This is a genomic window from Microbacterium sp. SCN 69-37, from assembly GCF_001724435.1.
Taxonomy (GTDB): Bacteria; Actinomycetota; Actinomycetes; order Actinomycetales; family Microbacteriaceae; genus Microbacterium; species Microbacterium laevaniformans.
On record NZ_MEEL01000025.1, the window covers coordinates 28231 to 46968 of the forward strand.

The 18738-nt window shown below is 62.6% G+C and carries 19 protein-coding genes and 3 pseudogenes; 15 read left to right on the plus strand and 7 right to left on the minus strand.

Features of this window, described 5'->3' with window-relative positions:
• Positions 1-48 precede the first annotated feature (48 nt).
• The 4 genes from ABS64_RS06425 to ABS64_RS06440 all read left to right on the plus strand — a co-directional run bounded on the left by ABS64_RS06425 (position 49) and on the right by ABS64_RS06440 (position 4544).
• Positions 49-1521, plus strand: a complete 1473-nt coding sequence (locus tag ABS64_RS06425) for a sugar transferase (protein ID WP_292682217.1) — start codon at positions 49-51, stop codon at positions 1519-1521.
• Between the two features lie 65 nt (positions 1522-1586).
• On the plus strand, positions 1587-2297 hold the full coding sequence (locus ABS64_RS06430) for a WecB/TagA/CpsF family glycosyltransferase (RefSeq protein WP_292681940.1): 711 nt from the start codon (positions 1587-1589) through the stop codon (positions 2295-2297).
• Positions 2294-3442 carry a glycosyltransferase family 4 protein gene (locus ABS64_RS06435; RefSeq protein ID WP_292681942.1) on the plus strand — a complete coding sequence of 383 codons (1149 nt, stop codon included), beginning with the start codon at positions 2294-2296 and terminating at the stop codon, positions 3440-3442. The genes ABS64_RS06430 and ABS64_RS06435 overlap by 4 nt, the downstream gene beginning before the upstream one ends.
• Positions 3443-3596: 154 nt before the next feature.
• Entirely contained in the window at positions 3597-4544 is a 948-nt protein-coding gene (locus tag ABS64_RS06440; RefSeq protein WP_292681944.1) for a glycosyltransferase, read from the plus strand.
• A gap of 161 nt (positions 4545-4705) precedes the next feature.
• Here the strand turns inward: ABS64_RS06440 and ABS64_RS06445 are convergent, their stop codons facing one another.
• Positions 4706-5020: an integrase core domain-containing protein gene (locus tag ABS64_RS06445; RefSeq protein WP_292681945.1), complete on the minus strand. Its 315-nt coding sequence runs from the start codon at positions 5018-5020 to the stop codon at positions 4706-4708.
• Between the two features lie 189 nt (positions 5021-5209).
• On the opposite strand from ABS64_RS06445, the gene ABS64_RS06450 reads away from it, so the two are divergent.
• Both ABS64_RS06450 and ABS64_RS06455 read left to right on the plus strand, forming a co-directional pair.
• Positions 5210-6517, plus strand: coding sequence for an ISL3 family transposase (locus tag ABS64_RS06450; RefSeq protein ID WP_292681946.1), 1308 nt, complete (start codon positions 5210-5212; stop codon positions 6515-6517).
• 5 nt (positions 6518-6522) lie between these two features.
• Positions 6523-6777, plus strand: a pseudogene (locus ABS64_RS06455) (transposase); the annotation flags it as partial.
• A gap of 11 nt (positions 6778-6788) precedes the next feature.
• On the opposite strand, the pseudogene ABS64_RS06460 reads toward ABS64_RS06455, so the two are convergent.
• A pseudogene (locus ABS64_RS06460) lies at positions 6789-7222 on the minus strand (transposase); the annotation flags it as partial.
• A gap of 98 nt (positions 7223-7320) precedes the next feature.
• Positions 7321-8583 (minus strand): hypothetical protein, encoded by a 1263-nt coding sequence (locus tag ABS64_RS06465; protein ID WP_292681948.1) that lies wholly within the window; start codon positions 8581-8583, stop codon positions 7321-7323.
• 296 nt (positions 8584-8879) lie between these two features.
• Between ABS64_RS06465 and ABS64_RS06470 the strand changes: the two genes are divergently transcribed.
• The 3 genes from ABS64_RS06470 (at position 8880) to ABS64_RS06480 (ending at position 11351) form a co-directional block, all read left to right on the plus strand.
• The gene (locus tag ABS64_RS06470; protein WP_292681950.1) at positions 8880-9929 is read left to right on the plus strand and encodes a glycosyltransferase; all 1050 of its coding nucleotides are present in this window, start codon (positions 8880-8882) and stop codon (positions 9927-9929) included.
• Positions 9930-10152: 223 nt separating this feature from the next.
• On the plus strand, positions 10153-10464 hold the full coding sequence (locus ABS64_RS06475; protein ID WP_292682220.1) for a DapH/DapD/GlmU-related protein: 312 nt from the start codon (positions 10153-10155) through the stop codon (positions 10462-10464).
• Positions 10465-10526: 62 nt separating this feature from the next.
• Complete coding sequence (locus tag ABS64_RS06480) at positions 10527-11351, plus strand: glycosyltransferase (protein WP_292681952.1); 825 nt, start codon at positions 10527-10529, stop codon at positions 11349-11351.
• 95 nt (positions 11352-11446) lie between these two features.
• Here ABS64_RS06480 and ABS64_RS06485 read toward each other — a convergent pair whose 3' ends face one another.
• Both ABS64_RS06485 and ABS64_RS06490 read right to left on the minus strand, forming a co-directional pair.
• Positions 11447-12271, minus strand: a complete 825-nt coding sequence (locus ABS64_RS06485) for an IS3 family transposase (protein WP_292681954.1) — start codon at positions 12269-12271, stop codon at positions 11447-11449.
• Between the two features lie 47 nt (positions 12272-12318).
• Positions 12319-12603, minus strand: coding sequence for a transposase (locus ABS64_RS06490; RefSeq protein WP_292681956.1), 285 nt, complete (start codon positions 12601-12603; stop codon positions 12319-12321).
• Positions 12604-12723: 120 nt separating this feature from the next.
• Here ABS64_RS06490 and ABS64_RS06495 point away from each other — a divergent pair, with 120 nt between their 5' ends.
• The 3 genes and pseudogenes from ABS64_RS06495 (at position 12724) to ABS64_RS14670 (ending at position 14157) form a co-directional block, all read left to right on the plus strand.
• The gene (locus tag ABS64_RS06495; protein ID WP_292682223.1) at positions 12724-13287 is read left to right on the plus strand and encodes an IS30 family transposase; all 564 of its coding nucleotides are present in this window, start codon (positions 12724-12726) and stop codon (positions 13285-13287) included.
• A 21-nt stretch (positions 13288-13308) separates the two neighbouring features.
• Positions 13309-13536: pseudogene (locus tag ABS64_RS14665) on the plus strand (integrase core domain-containing protein); the annotation flags it as partial.
• A 438-nt stretch (positions 13537-13974) separates the two neighbouring features.
• Entirely contained in the window at positions 13975-14157 is a 183-nt protein-coding gene (locus tag ABS64_RS14670) for a DapH/DapD/GlmU-related protein (RefSeq protein WP_363331271.1), read from the plus strand.
• On the opposite strand, the gene ABS64_RS06505 is transcribed toward ABS64_RS14670, so the two are convergent.
• Positions 14142-15260, minus strand: coding sequence for an EpsG family protein (locus tag ABS64_RS06505; protein ID WP_292681958.1), 1119 nt, complete (start codon positions 15258-15260; stop codon positions 14142-14144). The genes ABS64_RS14670 and ABS64_RS06505 overlap by 16 nt on opposite strands.
• A gap of 245 nt (positions 15261-15505) precedes the next feature.
• Here ABS64_RS06505 and gmd point away from each other — a divergent pair, with 245 nt between their 5' ends.
• Genes gmd through ABS64_RS06520 form a run of 3 tightly spaced genes read left to right on the plus strand, consistent with a single transcriptional unit; the run spans position 15506 to position 17859 of the window.
• A complete protein-coding gene (gene gmd / locus ABS64_RS06510; protein WP_292681960.1) occupies positions 15506-16534 on the plus strand; it encodes a GDP-mannose 4,6-dehydratase in 1029 nt (342 codons plus the stop codon).
• A 58-nt stretch (positions 16535-16592) separates the two neighbouring features.
• On the plus strand, positions 16593-17573 hold the full coding sequence (locus ABS64_RS06515) for a GDP-L-fucose synthase (RefSeq protein ID WP_292682226.1): 981 nt from the start codon (positions 16593-16595) through the stop codon (positions 17571-17573).
• Between the two features lie 4 nt (positions 17574-17577).
• Complete coding sequence (locus ABS64_RS06520; RefSeq protein ID WP_292681962.1) at positions 17578-17859, plus strand: Dabb family protein; 282 nt, start codon at positions 17578-17580, stop codon at positions 17857-17859.
• A 318-nt stretch (positions 17860-18177) separates the two neighbouring features.
• On the opposite strand, the gene ABS64_RS06525 is transcribed toward ABS64_RS06520, so the two are convergent.
• On the minus strand, positions 18178-18672 hold the full coding sequence (locus tag ABS64_RS06525; protein ID WP_292681964.1) for a DUF4916 domain-containing protein: 495 nt from the start codon (positions 18670-18672) through the stop codon (positions 18178-18180).
• Positions 18673-18738 lie beyond the last annotated feature (66 nt).

Here is an 18738-nt window from a genome sequence, read left to right on the forward strand (position 1 = left end):
GGCTCCATCACTGCTCCGACCGGTGCGTCGACTCAGGCCACCAGCACTATGCGTCCCGCTGCCCCACCCTTCAATGATTGGCGTCGCCGCTTTCAGCGACGACTGATCGTCAGCGACTTCCTCGTGCTGACCTGGGCCGTCTTCGGCGCTCAGATCGCATGGTTCGGGTTCGGAAATGCGCAGGTCGCGATGCGCACCGACGCACGCATCACCGATGTCTCCTACTGGGCATTCTCTGTCGCACTCGTTATCGCCTGGATGGGCGCCCTGTCGTGGAGCGACTCGCGCAGCATCCGCGTACTCGGTTCAGGTTCGAACGAGTACCTGCGTGTCGTCGACGCGAGCCTGCGTCTCTTCGGTGCGATCGCGATCATCGCATTCCTCGCGAAGATCGATGTCGCGCGGGGGTTTCTGTTGCTCAGTCTGCCCGTCGGGGTGATGGTGATCCTCTGGACGCGCTGGCTGTGGCGACAGTGGCTCATCATGAAGCGGCGCACCGGGCAGTTCTCTGCGAGGGTGCTGCTGGTTGGATCGGAGGCCTCGGTCGCCCAGATCGCGCGCGAGCTCGTCCGCAACCCGAGCGCCGGCTATCACGTCGTCGGCGCCTGCACGCCCACAGGCAAGGTCGCCGACGTCGTGCCCGGAACGACGATCCCCATGATGGGGAACGTCAACGCGGTGGAACGGGCGATGGAACTCACCGGAGCAGACACCGTCGCCGTCACGAGCACCGACGAGCTACCACCCGACAAGGTGAAGCAGATCTCGTGGAACCTTCAGGCGGGCCGTCAGCACCTCGTGCTCGCGCCGAGCATCGTCGACATCGCCGGCCCTCGTCTGCACACGCGTCCCGTGGCGGGGTTGCCCCTCATTCATGTGGAGACTCCGCGCTTCAGCAAGGGACAGCTGTTTCTGAAGCGGTCGGTGGATGTCGTCGCGAGCTCGATCGGTGTTCTGCTGCTGAGCCCGGTGTTCGCGTTCCTGGCGATGAGCATCCGCCTGTCGTCGGAAGGCCCCGTGCTCTTCCGCCAGGTGCGGATCGGTCGCAGCGGCCAAGAGTTCACGATGCTGAAGTTCCGTTCGATGGTCACGAACGCCGAAGAGTTGCTCGAGAAGTTGCAGCGCGAGCGCGAAGAACAGGGCATCGACTCGGGCAACGAGGTCTTGTTCAAGATGAAGAACGATCCACGAGTCACACCGATCGGCCGGATCATGCGCAAGTACAGCCTGGACGAGCTGCCGCAGCTGTTGAACGTGATTGGTGGCTCGATGTCACTTGTGGGACCCCGGCCGCCGTTGCCGAGTGAAGTCGCCCACTATGCGACGCACGTGCATCGCCGATTCCTCGTCAAGCCCGGGATAACGGGTCTGTGGCAGGTGAGCGGTCGCTCAGCCCTCTCGTGGGAGGAAACCGTGCGGCTCGATCTCTCCTACGTAGAAAACTGGTCCTTGCTCGGAGACTTAGTCATCCTCACCAAGACCGCCAAAGCCGCGCTCGCCCCTGGCGAGACGGCGCACTAATTCGCCCGAAAGGTAGGAGCATATTGGATAGCGTCAGTTTCCAAAGTCGAGTGCCAGTTGGGGCAGTGAACTTTGACGTATGCACCTTCGATGATGCGGTCGCGGATCTCTTGGCCACGGCAACGGCCGAGGCTGCTGTCGGGGGCACCCGCCTGTCGAACGCATGGTGCGTGGTGATTGCGGAAAAGAACAAAGATTACGCCGCATTGCTGAACTCCCCGGGAAGAACCCTGCCGGACGGGGCGCCGGTGGCAGCGCTCATCCGACGCCGTGACACCACATCAACGGCGGAACGGGTTCGTGGACCATCGTTCTTCGAAGCTGCGCTCGATCGGAGCCAAGCGACGGAGATTCGCCATTTCTTTATTGGAGCAACACCTGAGACCTTGGCCTCGCTTCTAAAGCAGGTCGGCCAACGTTATCCACAAGCCCACATATCGGGCTCTTGGGCACCGCCGTTCGGGCCAGTTGACGACGCTCTCTTGAACGAAGCAATCCGCCGCGTCCGAGCGTCGGGAGCAAACCTCGTCTGGGTTGGAATGGGGAGCCCCAAGCAGGATTTCGTCGCGAATGCGATCGCCCGCGAAACAGGCGTTCCCGCGGTCGGAGTTGGAGCAGCATTCGACTTTGCGGCGGGGACGGTCGCTCAGGCGCCGGTGTGGGTGCAGCGATACGGCTTGGAGTGGCTCTTCAGACTTGCGAGAGAACCTCGTCGACTCGGGCGCCGGTACCTCCTCGGGAACCTGCAGTTTTTGCTGATAGTTGCATATCGATGAAGATCGCTATCGTACATAGTTACTACTCTTCATCGCAGCCAAGCGGTGAGAATAACGCAGTCTACGCGCAAGCAAAGGCGCTCACCGATGCAGGGCATTCAGTCCGAACTATCGGTGTGTCAACCGACGACCTAAGCGCACGGCCTGGGTATCCACTCCGCGCCGCAGTGCGCGTACTGCTCGATCGTGGTGTCTCCCCTACGAGATCGCTCAGGGAGTTTGATCCAGACGTCGTCCACGTTCATAACACCTTTCCCAACATCGGTAACCGGTGGGTCATGGAGTGGGAGGGGCCTCTAGTAGCTACCATTCACAACTACCGGTCCGTCTGTGCACGGGGGAGCTTGTTCCGTGAAGGCGAGCCGTGCGCTCTGTGCCCTACCGTGGGTAGCGCCTCTGCCATTCGTCACGCGTGCTACAGGGGAAGCCGGGCTGCCACAGTGCCCCTCGCCATCTCAACTCGAAGCGCGGGGGCGCATAACGCTCTTCTAAAGCGAGCGGACCGCCTCGTGTTCCTTTCTGAGCGTTCCCTCGCAACACTCTCTCGCGTTACGAACGTGGAGTTGAAGCTACGTGCCGAAGTAATCCCTAATTTCCTCGCCGCCACCGATGAGCCATCTTCGATCGAATTGGATGCTCCTTGGATCTATGTTGGGAGACTGGCTGAGGAGAAGGGCATTCTTCAACTCCTCGAAGTTTGGGAACCGTCAACCCCGCTCATGGTCGTGGGAGAGGGTCCCGTGGGCGACCGTGCACGTCTCATCGCTGCGAGAAAGAATGTCCACTTCACTGGCAACTTGCCGGAGTCCCAAGTTCAGTCACACGTGAATGGCTCAAGAGGGCTCGTCTTTCCGAGCTTGTGGGCTGAGCCCGCTCCGGCGCTGGCCTACTTGCACGCACTTGCCGGAGGCAGACCGACCCTAACGCTGGCGAACAATGCCGTTGGGGATCACATCTCAAGTGCTGCCAGCGGCAGAGTTTTCGAGTCATTGTCTTCTCTGGCAATCGCAGCTTCCACCTACGAGTCGCTAGCGCTCGAAGGCGCCAATGCCTATCGCGCATTCCGCAACGAGTTCAGCCCCGACGCATGGGTTATGCGTGTTGAAACGATGTACCAAAGAGCACGGAGTGGCTATGCGCGTTGACATCCTCCAGGAGTATGTTCCGCACTATCGGGTCCCACTTTTCGCAACGATGAAGTCATTAGCCCAAACTCGGGGCATCGAGATTCGTGTCCTAGCAGGAAGGCCGAACGCGACTCAGTCCATGCGGGGGGATTCCGCGACCGAAGCTATAGACGTGTCTGTCAAGCAGAGAGAAATTAAGTTTGCAGGCCGACGTTTGACTTTCCGTGATACACGCTTGCACCTCACGCGGACCGACTTAGTCATCGTTGAGCAAGCTCGCCGGAATGTAGATACCTATGTTTCCCTCTTACGGTCGCTTCCGCGAGTAGCGATGTGGGGACACGGTCGCGACCATGTTCAGCAGGCGCGTCTCCTGGATGCAGCCATACTGACCCGGCTGACTAACCGAGCAACGTGGTTCTTCGGGTACACGCCCGCCAGCGTTGAAGCTGTGGTCGAGAGGGGCTTCGATCGGAAGAGGACCACGGTCCTGTGGAACACTACAGATGCGACACAGCTGCGCAAGGATCTTTCATCGGTCACCGCCGAGGAGGTGGCAGCTTTCCGCAGCCGCCACGGGTCTGGCGGTCCGATCGCACTGTACGTGGGGGGGCTCGACAGCTCGAAGAGAATTCCCTTCCTGCTGGGAGCTTTCGATCTCCTGACGAGAGAACTCCCTGATGCGAGCCTTGCAATTCTGGGGAGAGGCTCAGACGAGGCCCTGTTATCGGAAGCGGCACGTACTCGCGCGTGGCTGTATCCGGGACCACCAGTATTCGGTAGAGAACTCGCGATAGCACTTCGCGCTGCGGACGCATTGGCGATGCCCGGGAGAGTCGGTCTGATCGCGGTGGATGCCATCGTGGCGAATGTTCCGGTGGTTACGACCGCCTGGCCCTACCACGCGCCTGAGCATGCCTATCTGAGCACGGAAAATTCGGCCCAAAGTGAGGACAGCCCCATTGCTTACGCACGAACTCTGGCTGCTGTACTCAGCGACACGAGCATGAACAGATCGTTGCGAGCTGGATGTGCCAAAATCGCCCCAACTTTCTCAATCGAGAAAATGGCTCTCCGGTTTGTGGATGGCATAGAGGACGCTCTGACGAGCGTGTCGTGACCATCGTAATAGCGAGCTGTCGCGCCATTCAAATGGGGTCTGTGACTCGCGCCGGCATGTTCGGAGAGCTGTTTGCTGGTGTCAGCTGGCTCTGGTGGCCGGTTCGATGTGGGAGCCTGACGGAGCCTGACCCGGTTTCCCGGATGGTTCTTGTGTGTTGATCATGCCGCGATTTCGGCGGTGGTGTGAAGGGCTTCGTAGTCGGCGGGGCTGAGGTCGCCGAGGCTCGTGTGCCGGCGGCGCGGGTTGTAGAAGCCCTCGATCCATTCGAACATCGCCGACGCGAGCTGCGTCATTGAGTCCCAGGTCGTGCGGTCGAGGAGCTCGCGTTGCATGGTTGACCAGAAGCTCTCGATGAGGGCATTGTCGACGGATGATGCGACCCGGCCCATCGATCCGAGGAGCCCGGCTTGGCGGAGGCGGTGTCCGAAGAGCCAGGACGTGTATTGACCGGATTTATCCGGCTCTTCGGACATCTGGTGGGGGTGAGGCTCGTCGGGTGATGGTTGGCGGGTAGGGGTCGAGGTCCCCGAGGATCAGAAGCGCTAACTCGGCTCTTCACGAACGAGGGTGTAGTCGGTTGAGCGCGTCGGTGGCCGGGTAGGGGTCGAGGTCTCCCGGATGATGGAAGTTCTTCACGCTCACCATCGCCGAAAGACCTCGACGTGCTCCACCCTACGTTCGCGACCCCTGACCTGACGACGTTCTGCCGCCTCGATGAGCTCGGGCTCGTCGCCGTGGGCCAGTTGATCGAGCCGGATCGGGCGACGATCGAGTGCCGGCCAGTCGAGACGGACCCGTGGTGCCGGAGGTGCGGGTCGGAGGGCGTGCCGAGAGACACAGTGACGCGTCGGCTCGCGCATGAGCCGTTCGGGCATCGGCCGACGACGCTGCTGGTGCGGGTGCGCCGGTACCGGTGCGCGCACTGCCGACGGGCGTGGCGGCAGGACATGACGAAGGCGGCGGCGCCGCGGGCGAAGATCTCCCGCCTCGGCGTGGAGTGGGCGTTGCGGGGCGTCGTCATCGACCACCTCACCGTGACCCGTGTCGCCGCGGGCCTCGGGGTGTCCTGGAGCGCCGCGAACACCGCGGTGCTCGCCGAGGGCAAGCGCCGACTCATCGAGGACCCTGCCCGGTTCGATGGGGTGACCACGATCGGCGTTGACGAGCACGTCTGGCGTCACACCAGGGTCGGCGACAAGTACGTGACCGTGATCATCGACCTCACCCCAGCCCGTGAGGAGACGGGTCCCGCACGACTGCTGGACATGATCGAGGGACGCTCGAAGGCGGTGTTCAAGCAGTGGCTCGCGGCGCGGCCGACCGAGTGGAGCAAGCAGATCGAAGTCGTCGCGATGGACGGGTTCGCAGGCTTCAAGACCGCCGCCGCCGAAGAACTCCCCGACGCCGTCCCGGTCATGGACCCCTTCCACGTCGTCCGCCTCGCCGGCGACGCGTTGGACCAGTGCCGCAGGCGCGTCCAGCAAGACCTGTTCGGGCGCCGCGGGATGAAGAACGACCCGCTCTACAAGGCCCGCCGCACCCTGCACACCGGCGCGGACCTGCTCACCGACCGGCAGCGCGTTCGACTGGACGCGGTGTTCGCGAGTGAGGAGCACGTCGAGGTCGAAGCGACTTGGGGCATCTACCAGCGCATCGTCGCCGCCTACCGGGAGCCCGACAAGAAGAAGGCCAAGGAGATGATGCAGTCCGTGATCGATGCGATCACCACAGGGGTCCCCGCGGCGCTCGTCGAGATCCGCAAACTCGGTCGCACCATGACACAGCGTGCCGTCGACATCCTCGCATTCTTCGACCGCCCCGGCACATCCAACGGGCCGACGGAGGCGATCAACGGGCGGCTCGAACACCTCCGCGGCTCAGCGCTCGGCTTCCGCAACCTCACCCACTACATCGCCCGGTCGCTGCTCGAAGCCGGAGGATTCAGACCCGCGCTACACCTTCAATCGTGAAGAGCCTGATTGACTCTGTCAGCAACGGCGTTCCCGCGCTGCTCAAAGAGGTCCGTCGCCTCGGCCGCACGCTGAAGCAGCGCGCCGCGGACATCCTCGCGTTCTTCGACCGCCCCGGAACGAGCAACGGCCCAACGGAGGCCATCAACGGCCGGCTCGAGCACCTTCGCGGCTCCGCCCTCGGCTTCCGCAACCTCACCCACTACATCGCGAGATCACTGCTCGAAGCCGGAGGCTTCAGACCCGCGCTACACCCCTAATTCCGAAGAGCCAGCCCGGTCAGCCACTGCCTGCGCAGCTCGGACTCGGCCAAGGGCTTCCGTTTCACGCGATAGTAGTGCTGCCTAGCAACTCCGAGGGCGCGGCAACAGCGGTCGATCGGGATCCCGGCGTCGGAAAGACGATCGATCACCGAGAAAAGCCTTTTGGGCGGAGACGGTCCTCGTCGAGGAGCGTCGCCGCTTGTCGGACGATCAGCAGCTCTGTCTCAAGCTCTCGAATGCGGCGCCTCGCCGTGCGTAGCTCCGCAGATTCCGACGACGCGACACCGGGCCGGCGGCCATTGTCGACATCAGCCTGACGGATCCAGTTCGACAGCGTGACGGGATGGATGCCAAGTTCGACGACGGTCTGCTTGGCCTGCTTGCCGGCACGCACGAGCGCGACAGCGCGAGCACGAAACTCCGGCCGGTAGGGACGAGGCATCAAGATGAGCCTTCCGGATCAGGCCACCAGTCAGCCACCGGAACTGAAACCGTTTCCGTGGGGCAGGTCACCCATTTGAGTCAGGGGAGTTCGGGATTCTACATTCTTCTTAGCAGATACGGGGTGAGAATAAGAAGCAATGCTGCTTGTGTGCAGACCGCGGAAAGTCCTCCATACAGTGGCGCTGCAGCGCCAACTGGCCCCAGGAGTAGCAAAGTAACCGAGACTTTCACTATAAGCGCCGCGCTGACGATAATTGCCTGAATACGAAGCCCTGAGGGCGCGGTGAACAACGCGAATGTGGGCGTGATAGCCGCCTGGCATATGAGAAGCAGCGCAAAGAGGATTGAGAGCTCCCCGACATCCGACGCGGCGCTGGCCCCGACGAAGTTTTGGTACAACGGAGTGGCCACAATAAGACCCACGGCAAGAATGACACCCACCGCTGCAAACGCCGCAGTCGAGAGAAGCCATGGTCGAAGGATCCGCGCTCCGCGAGCGCGGATCGCGGCGAAGCGCGGCCAGAGTGGAGAAGCCGCGGTCGTGACCACACTGTAGGACGGCCAGTACAGCTGCGAAGCCACAGCGTAGGACGCAAGCGCTGCGCTTGGACCCCACTGTGCTAGCACTACTCTGTCAGACTGCAGCATGACTGGGGTCACGATGCTAATCCAGAGCATCGGCAAGGAATGGCGAAGAATCGGTAGCGTGCGGCCTGCGGGCAAGGGGCTGGTGATGCGCAATCGCATTAAGGGGAGACGAGTTGTCCTCTTTGCCAGGCAGAAGGCCGCAACGTTGGCGGCGACTAGGCCAATCGGCGCCGCTACGGCATAGGCGAGTGCCCCCGCGTCGGTCAGGTACGCGACTGCCGTAGCTCCTAAGGTAACGACCGGTGCAACACCCTGAGAGATCACGGCAAGGTGTGCGCGGTCGGTCGCCACAAGCACGCGCGCTCCGGTTCCCAAACGTATGCTCGCCGCGAAGCACAACAGCATGAAGGTCACTGCTGAGTTCACAAAGCCCATGTCCTCAACGCCCAGCAGCTGGGGCCAGGCGCCGAAGAAACCACCGCCGCATGCAACGGACGCAACAACCAACGCGACGGTTGACAGTACGCGGTTGGCCCGCACAATCAGGTCGTTTATCTGGGCTCTGGTCCGGGTGGGATTGGGTAGCTCAGTCATGAGCGCAGCGCCGATACCGAGGTCGGCGAACGGGAAGAGCGCGGAGAGGGTGACGACCAGGTTGACCACTCCGAACGCATCAAGTCCAATCGAATCGATCGCTAATCGATTCGTGACTGCCACGAGCAGCACGCTCAGGAGAAGAACTCCAACGCGCGCAGCACCAGCGGTGGCCACGCTCCTCATCCGCGTCCCTAACTGGTCGTCCCGACCCTCGTCAGCCACCCACCGAACCGGCCTATTAGTGCTCTCTACGTCCGCTCGTCCGACTGTAGCGCCAGTGGTCAACGCAGATGTGATACCCGCGACATGTACCACTGCTAGTGTCACCGTCAGCGGGCTCGAGCATCGGGGACAACGACGGCATGCAACCGTATCCCAGATCCCATATCACTAGTCAGGTCAAGTTTGGAGGCGTTGTGTGCCGGAAGATCCGAGTTCTCCATGTTATGTCCAATCTTCGGCCCAGCGGCATGGAGCGTATGCTCGTCTCGGGTGCCCCATACATGTTGACGGCGGAGTTCGAGCATTCCATCGTCGGCATCGGAGAAGAGCATCCGTACTCATCCGTCCTAGAGGACGCCGGCTACACCGTGCACGCGCTGAGTGCGCCCGGTCGGTTGACACGTTGGTCGGCGCTTACAAGGGTCATACGAAGCGATCGTCCTGATATCGTCCACATCCACACGGAAGGCTCGTACCTCCCTACAGTTATCGTTGCCCGCCTGGCGCTGGGATCACGGGGAGCGGTGGTGCGCACTGTACACAACGTCTTCCTCGCTAGGGGACGTTGGCTGTGGTCCCGGTGGTTGCAAGCCCGCATAGCGGATACGTTGGTCGCTGCGATGGTCGCGCCGTCGCCCGACGTGGCGGAGAATGAGCGCGGCCTAGGTCGATCTGCGCAAGTCGTCTACAACTGGGTGGACGACGCAATCTTTGAGCTTCGGGAAGCCCGACAACGATCCAAGTCTGAGCGCATCGCGGGTTCACGCCCGGTAGCGGCCATAATCGGAAACTGCTCCGAAACGAAGCGTCACGAGCTGGCGCTCGCTGCCATTGAACAGCTGGGACACGAGCTAATCCACGTAGGGATGGAGGACGGTGCCTCATTGGAGGAGACGGCTCGCCTAGCCCGAATGGCAGACTCTGGTCGGTTGATTCACCGGGGGGCGGGAGGCCCAGATCGTGCGCTCTCTGAAGGTGATTACTACGTGATGCCAAGTCGAAACGAGGGCATGGGCGTAGCTCTCGCGGAAGCCCTCGTCTGCGGGCTACCTAGCGTCGTTAGCGACAGCCCAGGTCTACGCTGGGCGAGGAACCAGCCGGGAGTGATCTCGGTGTCGGACAGCCCGGCCGAGTGGGCTCGAGCCATTGAAGCGGTCGCCGCGAACGGAGAGCCCAGTCAATCGACCATCGACTTCAGTGCACGTCGGGGCGCGTCAGAGTACGAAGAGGTCTATCGGGCGGCTCTCAGGGGAAAGAGGGGGAGGGATACCGATGTCGGTTCGACAATTGCTTCGTGAGCAACGGGCGGCTGCCCGCCTTCGCCGGGCTGTTCGCCGGAATGTTCAAGTCGGCGATGGATTCTCACTGGGGGACAGATGCGTCTTGTGGGCTCCCCAGTCCTTGATCGTGGGGACTAAGGTTGCGCTGGGCTCAGACGTTCGAATCGAAACTGATGGAGTCATTGGTGACTGCACTCTCATCGCAAATGGTGCCGCGATCGTCGGTCGCCGAGATCACGACATGCGCGCGATTGGGGTTACGATCAGGGATTCACGCTGGGTCGGAGAACACCCCGCTGAGTTGAGCAGGCGAACGGTCGTTGGTTCTGACGTATGGATCGGATTTGGCGCCATTGTACTGTCGGGGATAAGCATCGGGGACAGCGCAGTGGTTGGCGCTGGTGCTGTGGTTACCTCCGATGTCCCAACCGGTGCGATTGTGACTGGAAATCCGGCGGCTGTGGTTGGATACCGCTTCGAAGGGGCCGACTTAGACGCGCACTGGGCCACGCTTGTGCGTGACGGTGTACGACCCGTCATGGATATTCTCTAGTGGGTACGCAAAGTGGTTGGAACGCCCCTGCGACAGGGACAGGACCCAGCATCTTCGTCCTGATGGCGGTGCGGAATCGTAGAGCCTTGACGCAAAGGGCCATTAATGGCGTCGAGCAGGCATCCCATCGCGTCAATGCGCTCGTTCGCATCTTCGTGTTCGATGACGGCTCGTCCGATGGCACCACTGAGATGCTGAGAGAAGAACAGAGGCGACTCGATCTCGAACTCATCGAGGGCAATGGCTCTGCGTTTTGGGCCGCATCAATGGCTGCGGCCGAGTCAGCAGCTTTTCGGCGGCATGAAGCTCCCGGTCCCGAGTATTTTCTTTGGCTGAATGACGACGTGGCGCTAGATGAAGACGCATTCGAGCGACTACTCTCGGCCGCTGCGGAACGACCGGGACGAGCTGTTGTGGGTTCTACGAGGGATCCTGAAACTGGCAGCATTACCTATGGCGGGTTTGCCCGTGATGGACTGCACCCGCTGCGGTATCGGCTGGTGCCCCCAAAGTCCGAGCCGGTAGAGGTCGACACGATGAACGGGAATCTTGTACTCGTTCCCATCGAGGTCGCGCGACTTGTTGGCGGTATCGACGGCCAGTACGCACATGCTCTGGCTGATATCGATTATGGGCTGCGGCTGGCGCGTCTCGGTATGAAGGCAGTGCTCGCTCCTGGCACGTTCGGAACGTGTCCTCGTAATCCACCGCGGCCTCGCCAGGCTGTTTGGGTGGATTGGCGCGCGTATCTAGGAGCGAAGAGTGGGGGGCATCCTCGATCCTCGGCAAGGATTCTGAAGAAGGCCGCGCCCGCAACTTGGCCATTCTGGTGGATGAGCAGCTATGTCGTTTGGTGGATGCGGCGGGTGCGCTTGGCTCGTCACTGAAGTGGCTCTTCGCGGTTGAGGGTGATTCGCCCGTCGCACAGCTGCCTCTGACAGGGGAGCCTGCCCCGGTTTCCCGGACGGTTCTTGTGTGTTGATCATGCCGCGATTTCTGCGGTGGTGTGAAGGGCTTCGAAGTCGGCGGGGCTGAGGTCGCCGAGGCTGGTGTGCCGGCGGCGGGGGTTGTAGAACCCCTCGATCCACTCGAACATCGCCGACGCGAGCTGCGCCCGGGTGTCCCAGACGGTGCGGTCCAGGAGCTCGCGTTGCATCGTTGACCAGAAGCTCTCGACGAGCGCGTTGTCGACGCTCGAGGCGACTCTGCCCATCGATCCGAGCAGTCCGGCCTGGCGCAGCCGATGCCCGAAGAGCCACGAGGTGTATTGCGCTCCTCGATCCGCATGGACCACGGTCCCGGGTTCGGGGCGGCGTCGCCAGCGGGCCATCTCGAGCGCGTCGACGACGATCTCCGCGGTGATCCGGTCGCTGATCGACCAGCCCACGATCCGCCGCGAGTACGCGTCGATCACGGCCGCGCAGTAAACCCACCCGTTCCTCGCGCGGTGCTGCGTGATGTCGCAGAACCACAGCCGGTTCGGCGCGTCGGCGCGGAACTGCCGCTTCACGAGGTCCTCGTGCGTCGCGGTGCCGGGCTTCCCCCCGCGGCGTTTGCGGCGATGTGAGACACCGACCAGCCCGTCCAGCCGCATCAGCCTCGCGACGCGCTTGCGGCCCACGTGAACAGCGAGCCCGAGCCGCAGCTCGGCGAGCACACGCGGTGCCCCGTAGGTCTCCCGCGAGTCGGCATGGATGCGTCGGATCGTTGTCGTCAGCTCCGCGTCCGCCAACGTGCGCGCCGATGGTGGCCGGCTTGCCCAGCCGTAGTAGCCGGAGGTGGAGACGTTCAGGAACCGGCAGGCCACCGCGACGGGGATCCCGTCTGCGGCGAGCTCCTGGACCAGCCGGAACCCTATTTTGGGAGCACGTTCTCCCGGGCGAAGTACGCCGACGCGCGCTTGAGGATCTCGATCTCCATCTCCAGCACCCGGTTCCGGCGGCGAAGCTCGACGAGCTCTTTGTGTTCATCGGTGGTGATACCGGGTTTGCGGCCGGAGTCGACCGCGTCACGGTTCATCCAGTTGCGAAGACAGGACTCGCTGACCCCGAGATCACGCGCAGTCTGGCCGACAGGGTTTCCCTGCGCGACCAGATCCAGGGCTCGACGCCGGAACTCCGGCGGGTGGGCAGCAGGCATCTCACGGACTCCTTCCGAGACGATCATCGCCTCAACTCAGGTGTCCGGGAAACCGGGTCAGGCTCCAAGTGCCTGTTCGTGCAGGCCCGCGGCGTCCTTGCGAAGGAGCTGTAGGAGCATCTGCGGTCCGGGCGGACGATCCGCCGGAGCGTGCACAACAACGTCACCGGGCAGTGGCGCTCCCAGATCAAGGATGCCGTCTCCATCTCCGAGCGCCCCGCGGAGGCTGCGGACCGTGCGGTCCCCGGCAATTGGGAAGGAGACCTCCTCCTCGGTCGCCACTGGACCCAGATCGCCACGGTCGTCGAGCGCGCGACACGGTTCACCGTTCTCGTGCACGTCGACGGCCGCGACATGGGGTCCGTCACCGCGGGGCTTTCGCGAGAGATGAACCTGCTACCTGAGCAGCTGAGGCGTTCGCGAGGGATGGAACTGGCCGACCACAAGAACGTCACGAAATACACCGGTCTCGACGTCTACTTCGCCGACCCTCACAGCCCCTGGCAGCGGGGCACGAGCGAAAACACGAACCGGCTGCTGCGTCAGTACTTTCCCAAGGATGTGAGCATGAAAGACCTCACCCAGACCGACCTCAACGCCGTGGCCGCGAGACTGAACTCGAGGCCACGGAAGACGCTCGACTTCGATACCCCAGCCGATAGGCTCCAAGCACTGTTGCGCTGACGGGTTGAGTTCACCCAACTCACCTCGTGGCTCTTCGGAGACAAGATCTGCTCCGCCGGACTCCTGCTCTCGTTCGGATCCGTCGGAGACGGGCTGGACAATGCGATGATGGAAAGCTCCTGGTCCTCGGTGCAGATCGAACTGTTGAACCGGAAGAAGTGGAAGACCCGAGTCGAGCTCGCCAACGCGATCTTCGAGTACATCGACATCTTCCACAACCGCCAACGCCGACACTCCGCCTCGGCTACCGCACACCGATCGAATACGAGACACTTGAAATCAACAACATCCCCGCCGCGCGTTAGCGACCCAGAGTGGCACCTAATCCGTGGGCCAAGTCATAGGAGTTCCGTGCACCGTCAGCGCTATAAGAGAGCATCCTTGCGATTTTTCGACTTTCCCTTCCGCGCCTACCAGCGCTGGCGACAGTTTGTAACTCGCTCGCAACTGGCATCTTGTGGCGCGCGTGTGAGCATTGCCCCCACAGTTGTCATCAAGGCCGGACACCATGTGCACCTTGGGAACGGCGTCGGACTGGGTGACTTCGTGCACCTGTGGGGCGACGGAGGCGTCGTCATCGGCGATCATTCAATCGTTGCGGCGCACACGGTGATCACGTCGCAATCTCACGATGTTGGGGCCCCCAGCGCCGATCGCCTCTTTAAGGACACATCGGTGAATTCTCAAGTGACGGTCGGCAGGAACGTCTGGATAGCATCAAACGTGGTGATTTGCCCAGGAGTTACCATCGGCGATAATTCAGTCATCGCTGCGGGCGCAGTGGTTCGTTCATCAATTCCGGCCGGGACCCTCGCAGCTGGCGTGCCTGCGCGAGTGGTGCGGTCACTCTCGGGTCACCAGGGGCTGTAGAATACGGCTTCGAACAGTCCAGTCTGATACTCGAAAGGAGAGTTCGCTATCCTCATATGGAGGTAGAGGAATCCCAGAACTACCGCGGTAGTGATTGCGATTGCTCGGAATCTAACGTTCCTGAGACTGAGCCCGACGATCACGACTAGCATGAGCGCCCGAAGCCCTTCGAGATAAAAGTACATTCGAAGGAAGGGCAGTGGCTGGGCGGCTACGCCGACGAGAAATCCTACAAATACTGGCGTGCAGTAGGCCAACAAACGCGTGTATGGGGGCCATCCGTGGTCGCGTGCAAGGAGAAGAAAGACACTCACGATCAGCAAGTCAAGCCCGATCGTGAAAACACTCACGGCGCCATCGCTCTTGCCTTGGTACGAGTCGTTTCCGGAAACGCGAAGATAGAGGGCTCCAAGTAGCGCAAAGCCCAGTGCCGAAGCAATGATTCTCCAGGCATTCACGCGGTCGCCACGCGCGAAAAACGCGGACAGTACAACCGCTGCGGCAGGTATTAGGGCTGAATTGTGAGTCAGGATCGCTACCGACAGCGCGGCCCCACCAACTACTGGCTTGCGTACCACGAAGAGCGCAATCGCAAGGCAAATGAAAGACGCCGCAATCTCTTGTCGGACGAGCTGTGTGGACAGTGTGAAGGTAAGCCCGCACAGCATGGCCACCACGATGCTTGCCGCTGCGACGCTTACGCGTCGTGTCAGCAGCTTCGACAGCATAAGCGCCGCGACGCCAAGCGGCACATAGATGAGTGTCGTGGCGGCCCACGAAAGTACCCCGACATCTGCGTGGCTCGCACGTGCAAGAACGCTAGCCACGGAGTAGTAGACCGGCTCGGTAGGAGCTGGGGTGATCCAACCGAACGGTCGCCCCAGGTAGTCAGCCAAGTCCAAATGTTCGAGTGCTCTGTAATGCTCGACGTACCAGGCCCAATCGCCTGCGATGGCCTTGCCTTGATTCAGGTACCCGAACAGCACTGTTACAGCGGCGATCGCGCCGATACCTGCCGCTGTCCGCCCCCGGCGATGGAGCCCCACTACGTAAATTACGGCGATGGCAGCGGCGAGGAGAGGGAACACCAGCGCGGCGAGCACAAACACTGTCGAGATCGCGCCGACCCCGATCCTCCCTAGCCCGGTAGGCGCCTCGATCTGCGAAGATGGACCACTCAAGTCTGTCCCCGGCGGCGGATACTCAGGCTTGCTGGCATGTGGGCGATCCTACCTAAGAGGGTGGCAGCTATGGGAGGCCGTGTTGCCGTGTGGAAACATGCGGACGGTATGGTGTGCTCTGCGATCGGCGCCGGTCCGATTGCAGATCCGACCATACGGGAGTTACTTTGTCGAAGCGAGCATTGATCACGGGTATTACGGGCCAGGACGGTTCCTACCTCGCGGAGCTGCTGCTCTCGAAGGGCTATGAGGTGCACGGCCTCATCCGCCGGGCGTCGACGTTCAACACTCACCGCATCGATCACCTGTACGTCGACCCGCACGACGCCGACGCGAAGCTCTTCCTGCACTACGGCGACCTTTCCGACGGCGCGCGCATGGTGACGCTGCTGAGCGAGATCAACCCCGACGAGGTCTACAACCTCGCCGCGCAGTCCCACGTGCGTGTCTCGTTCGACGAGCCCGAGCACACGGCCGACACCACGGGAACCGGCACCGTCCGTCTGCTCGAAGCGGTGCGCCTGTCGGGCATCGACACGAAGTTCTACCAGGCTTCGACGTCGGAGCTGTACGGCGCGACGCCGCCGCCTCAGAACGAAGAGACGCCGTTCTACCCGCGCTCGCCCTACGGCGTCGCCAAGCTCTACAGCTACTGGATCACCAAGAACTACCGCGAGGCATACGACCTGTTCGCGGTCAACGGCATCCTCTTCAACCACGAGTCGCCCCGCCGCGGCGAGACGTTCGTCACCCGCAAGATCACGCGCGCCGTTGCGCGCATCAAGGCCGGCGTGCAGAAGGACATCTACCTCGGCAACCTCGAGTCGATCCGCGACTGGGGCTACGCGGCCGAGTACGTCGAGGGCATGTGGCGCATGTTGCAGGCCGACGAGCCGGAGGACTTCGTGCTCGCGACCGGCGTCGGCTACACGATCAAGGACTTCCTCGAGACCGCCTTCGGTCACGTCGGGCTCGACTGGCAGGAGTTCGTCAAGTTCGACGAGCGGTACCTCCGCCCCACCGAGGTCGACGCCCTCATCGGCGACCCGGCGAAGTCGGCGGACAAGCTCGGCTGGGTTCCCACGATCGATGGGAAGGAACTGGCCAAGCTCATGGTTGACGCCGATGTGGAAGCACTGGAAAAGGGCGCCGACTGGATCGACACCGTGAAGCTGGCCTCGTGGGGGACTCTGTGAGCGGGGGGCGTTTCGACTCGCTGCGCTCGCTCAACGACCGGGGGAGTGGTCTGACGTGGTGACGGCAGTTGACGGGGTGGAGTACACCCCGCGCGAACTCGACCGCGATGCGACGTTCTACGTCGCCGGGCATCGCGGGCTCGTCGGGTCGGCGATCGTGCGCCGGCTCGAGTCTGCCGGCTTCGAGAACATCGTGGGCAAGACCTCGGCCGAGCTCGACCTCAAGGACCGCGACGCGGTGTTCGCCTACATGGGCGAAGCCAAGCCGAAGTACGTCGTGCTGGCGGCCGCGAAGGTCGGCGGCATCCTCGCGAACTCGACGTACCCCGTCGACTTTTTGAGCGACAACATGCGCATCCAGGTCAACGTGCTGGATGCCGCACTCGCGAACGATGTCGAGCGCGTGCTGTTCCTCGGCTCGTCGTGCATCTACCCGAAGTTCGCCGAGCAGCCGATCCGCGAAGACTCGCTGCTCACCGGGCACCTGGAGCCCACGAACGACGCCTACGCGATCGCGAAGATCGCCGGCATCCTCCAGACGCAGGCGGTGCGTCGTCAGTACGGGCTGCCGTGGATCAGCGCGATGCCGACGAACCTCTACGGACCGAACGACAACTTCTCGCCGAAGGGGTCGCACGTGCTGCCGGCGCTCATCCGTCGGTACGACGACGCGGCCAAGACCGGGGCGGCGTCGGTGACCAACTGGGGGACGGGAACGCCGCGGCGTGAGTTCCTCCACGCCGACGACATGGCCGACGCCTGCCTCCACCTGCTGGAGAACTACGACGGACCGGATCAGGTCAACGTCGGCACCGGGAGCGATGTCACGATCCGTGAGATCGCTGAGACGATCGCCGGCGTGACGGGGTTCACCGGACAGACCGACTGGGATACCTCGAAGCCCGACGGCACGCCGCAGAAGCTGCTCGACGTTTCCAAGCTCGCCGAGGCCGGGTGGACGGCGAAGATCACTCTCGAAGAGGGCATGGAGCGCACAGTCGCGTGGTATCGCGACCACGTCGACAGCATTCGCGAGTAGTCCTGTGTTCCGTCACATCGTGCTCTTTCGTGTCCACGACGATGTCAGCCACGACCGGGTGGAAGAGGCGATCGAGCGTTTGCGATCGCTCGCCTCAGTGCCCGGCGTGGTCGACTGGCGCGTGGAGCTCTCGCTCGACGCGCGAAAAGGGCGAGTGATCGTAGAAGATGCCACCTTCGTGGATCAGGGCAGCTTCGAGCGGTTCCGCCTCGATCCACGCCACGTCCACGCAGCAGAAGCGATGTCCCACATCGCCGACTGGTGGAACGGCGACTACGCTGCTTGACGGTACACGGGAGCAACGTCGACCGTGCGCGCCCGCGCTTCTGCATGCGATGGCGGCGCCCAACGGGGAACCTCGCGATCGCGGAGCTCGTGCTCTATCGAGCAGTAGGCGTCTCGCCCGCTCCAGACGGCCTTCGCGGGCGACACAGATGAACCGCACTCGGCGCAGTTCACGCTCTCGATTCCCCAGATCAGCGCGTTGATGCGCTTCTTGACACGCTCGAGCATCATCCCCCCAGAGTGCTCACACAACCATTCCCCCCGGAATGGTGGGACGACTACGTCCAAGCGATGAAACTACGCCCACTCCCGGTAAAGATCAATCGGGAAGCGGCGCGAGCTTCAGGAGCGCGAACAACTCCCGGCATCCGGGCCAGAGGTTTGCGGGCAGTTCGCTGGGCGCGAAGTACGCAAAGTCGAGACCCTCGTTGCGTGGTCGCGGCGAGCCTTCCGCCGCGACCACGAAGGAGAGCCCGATCGCGTGCTTGCGGGGGTCGTCGCCTGACACAGTCCCGTCGGTCGGCGTCAGGTCGGGCGGGAACCACTCGTAGACATAGTCCGGCTGCGGGTTAAGGGGAAGAGCCGGCTCGACGCCGATCGTCTCGCGGCTGTGCCTGCGAATGGCGTCGGCGATCGTCTCCCCGCGCTGAATGCGACCTCCGAGGTGGCACCACACCCGGCCATGAGGTGAGTCGCGGAGGATCAGGCCGAGCTCTCGGCGTCCGTTCTGTTCACGCACCAGCACGAAGTCGACGCAGGCGATCGGCATCGACTCCTCGATGAGGCGATAGGTATCGGCGGGAAGGAACGTCACGTGACCTCTTTTACGACCGCGGTTTACAAGCCGGATACGCATCTCTGATAGGAACAGTCTTGCGTG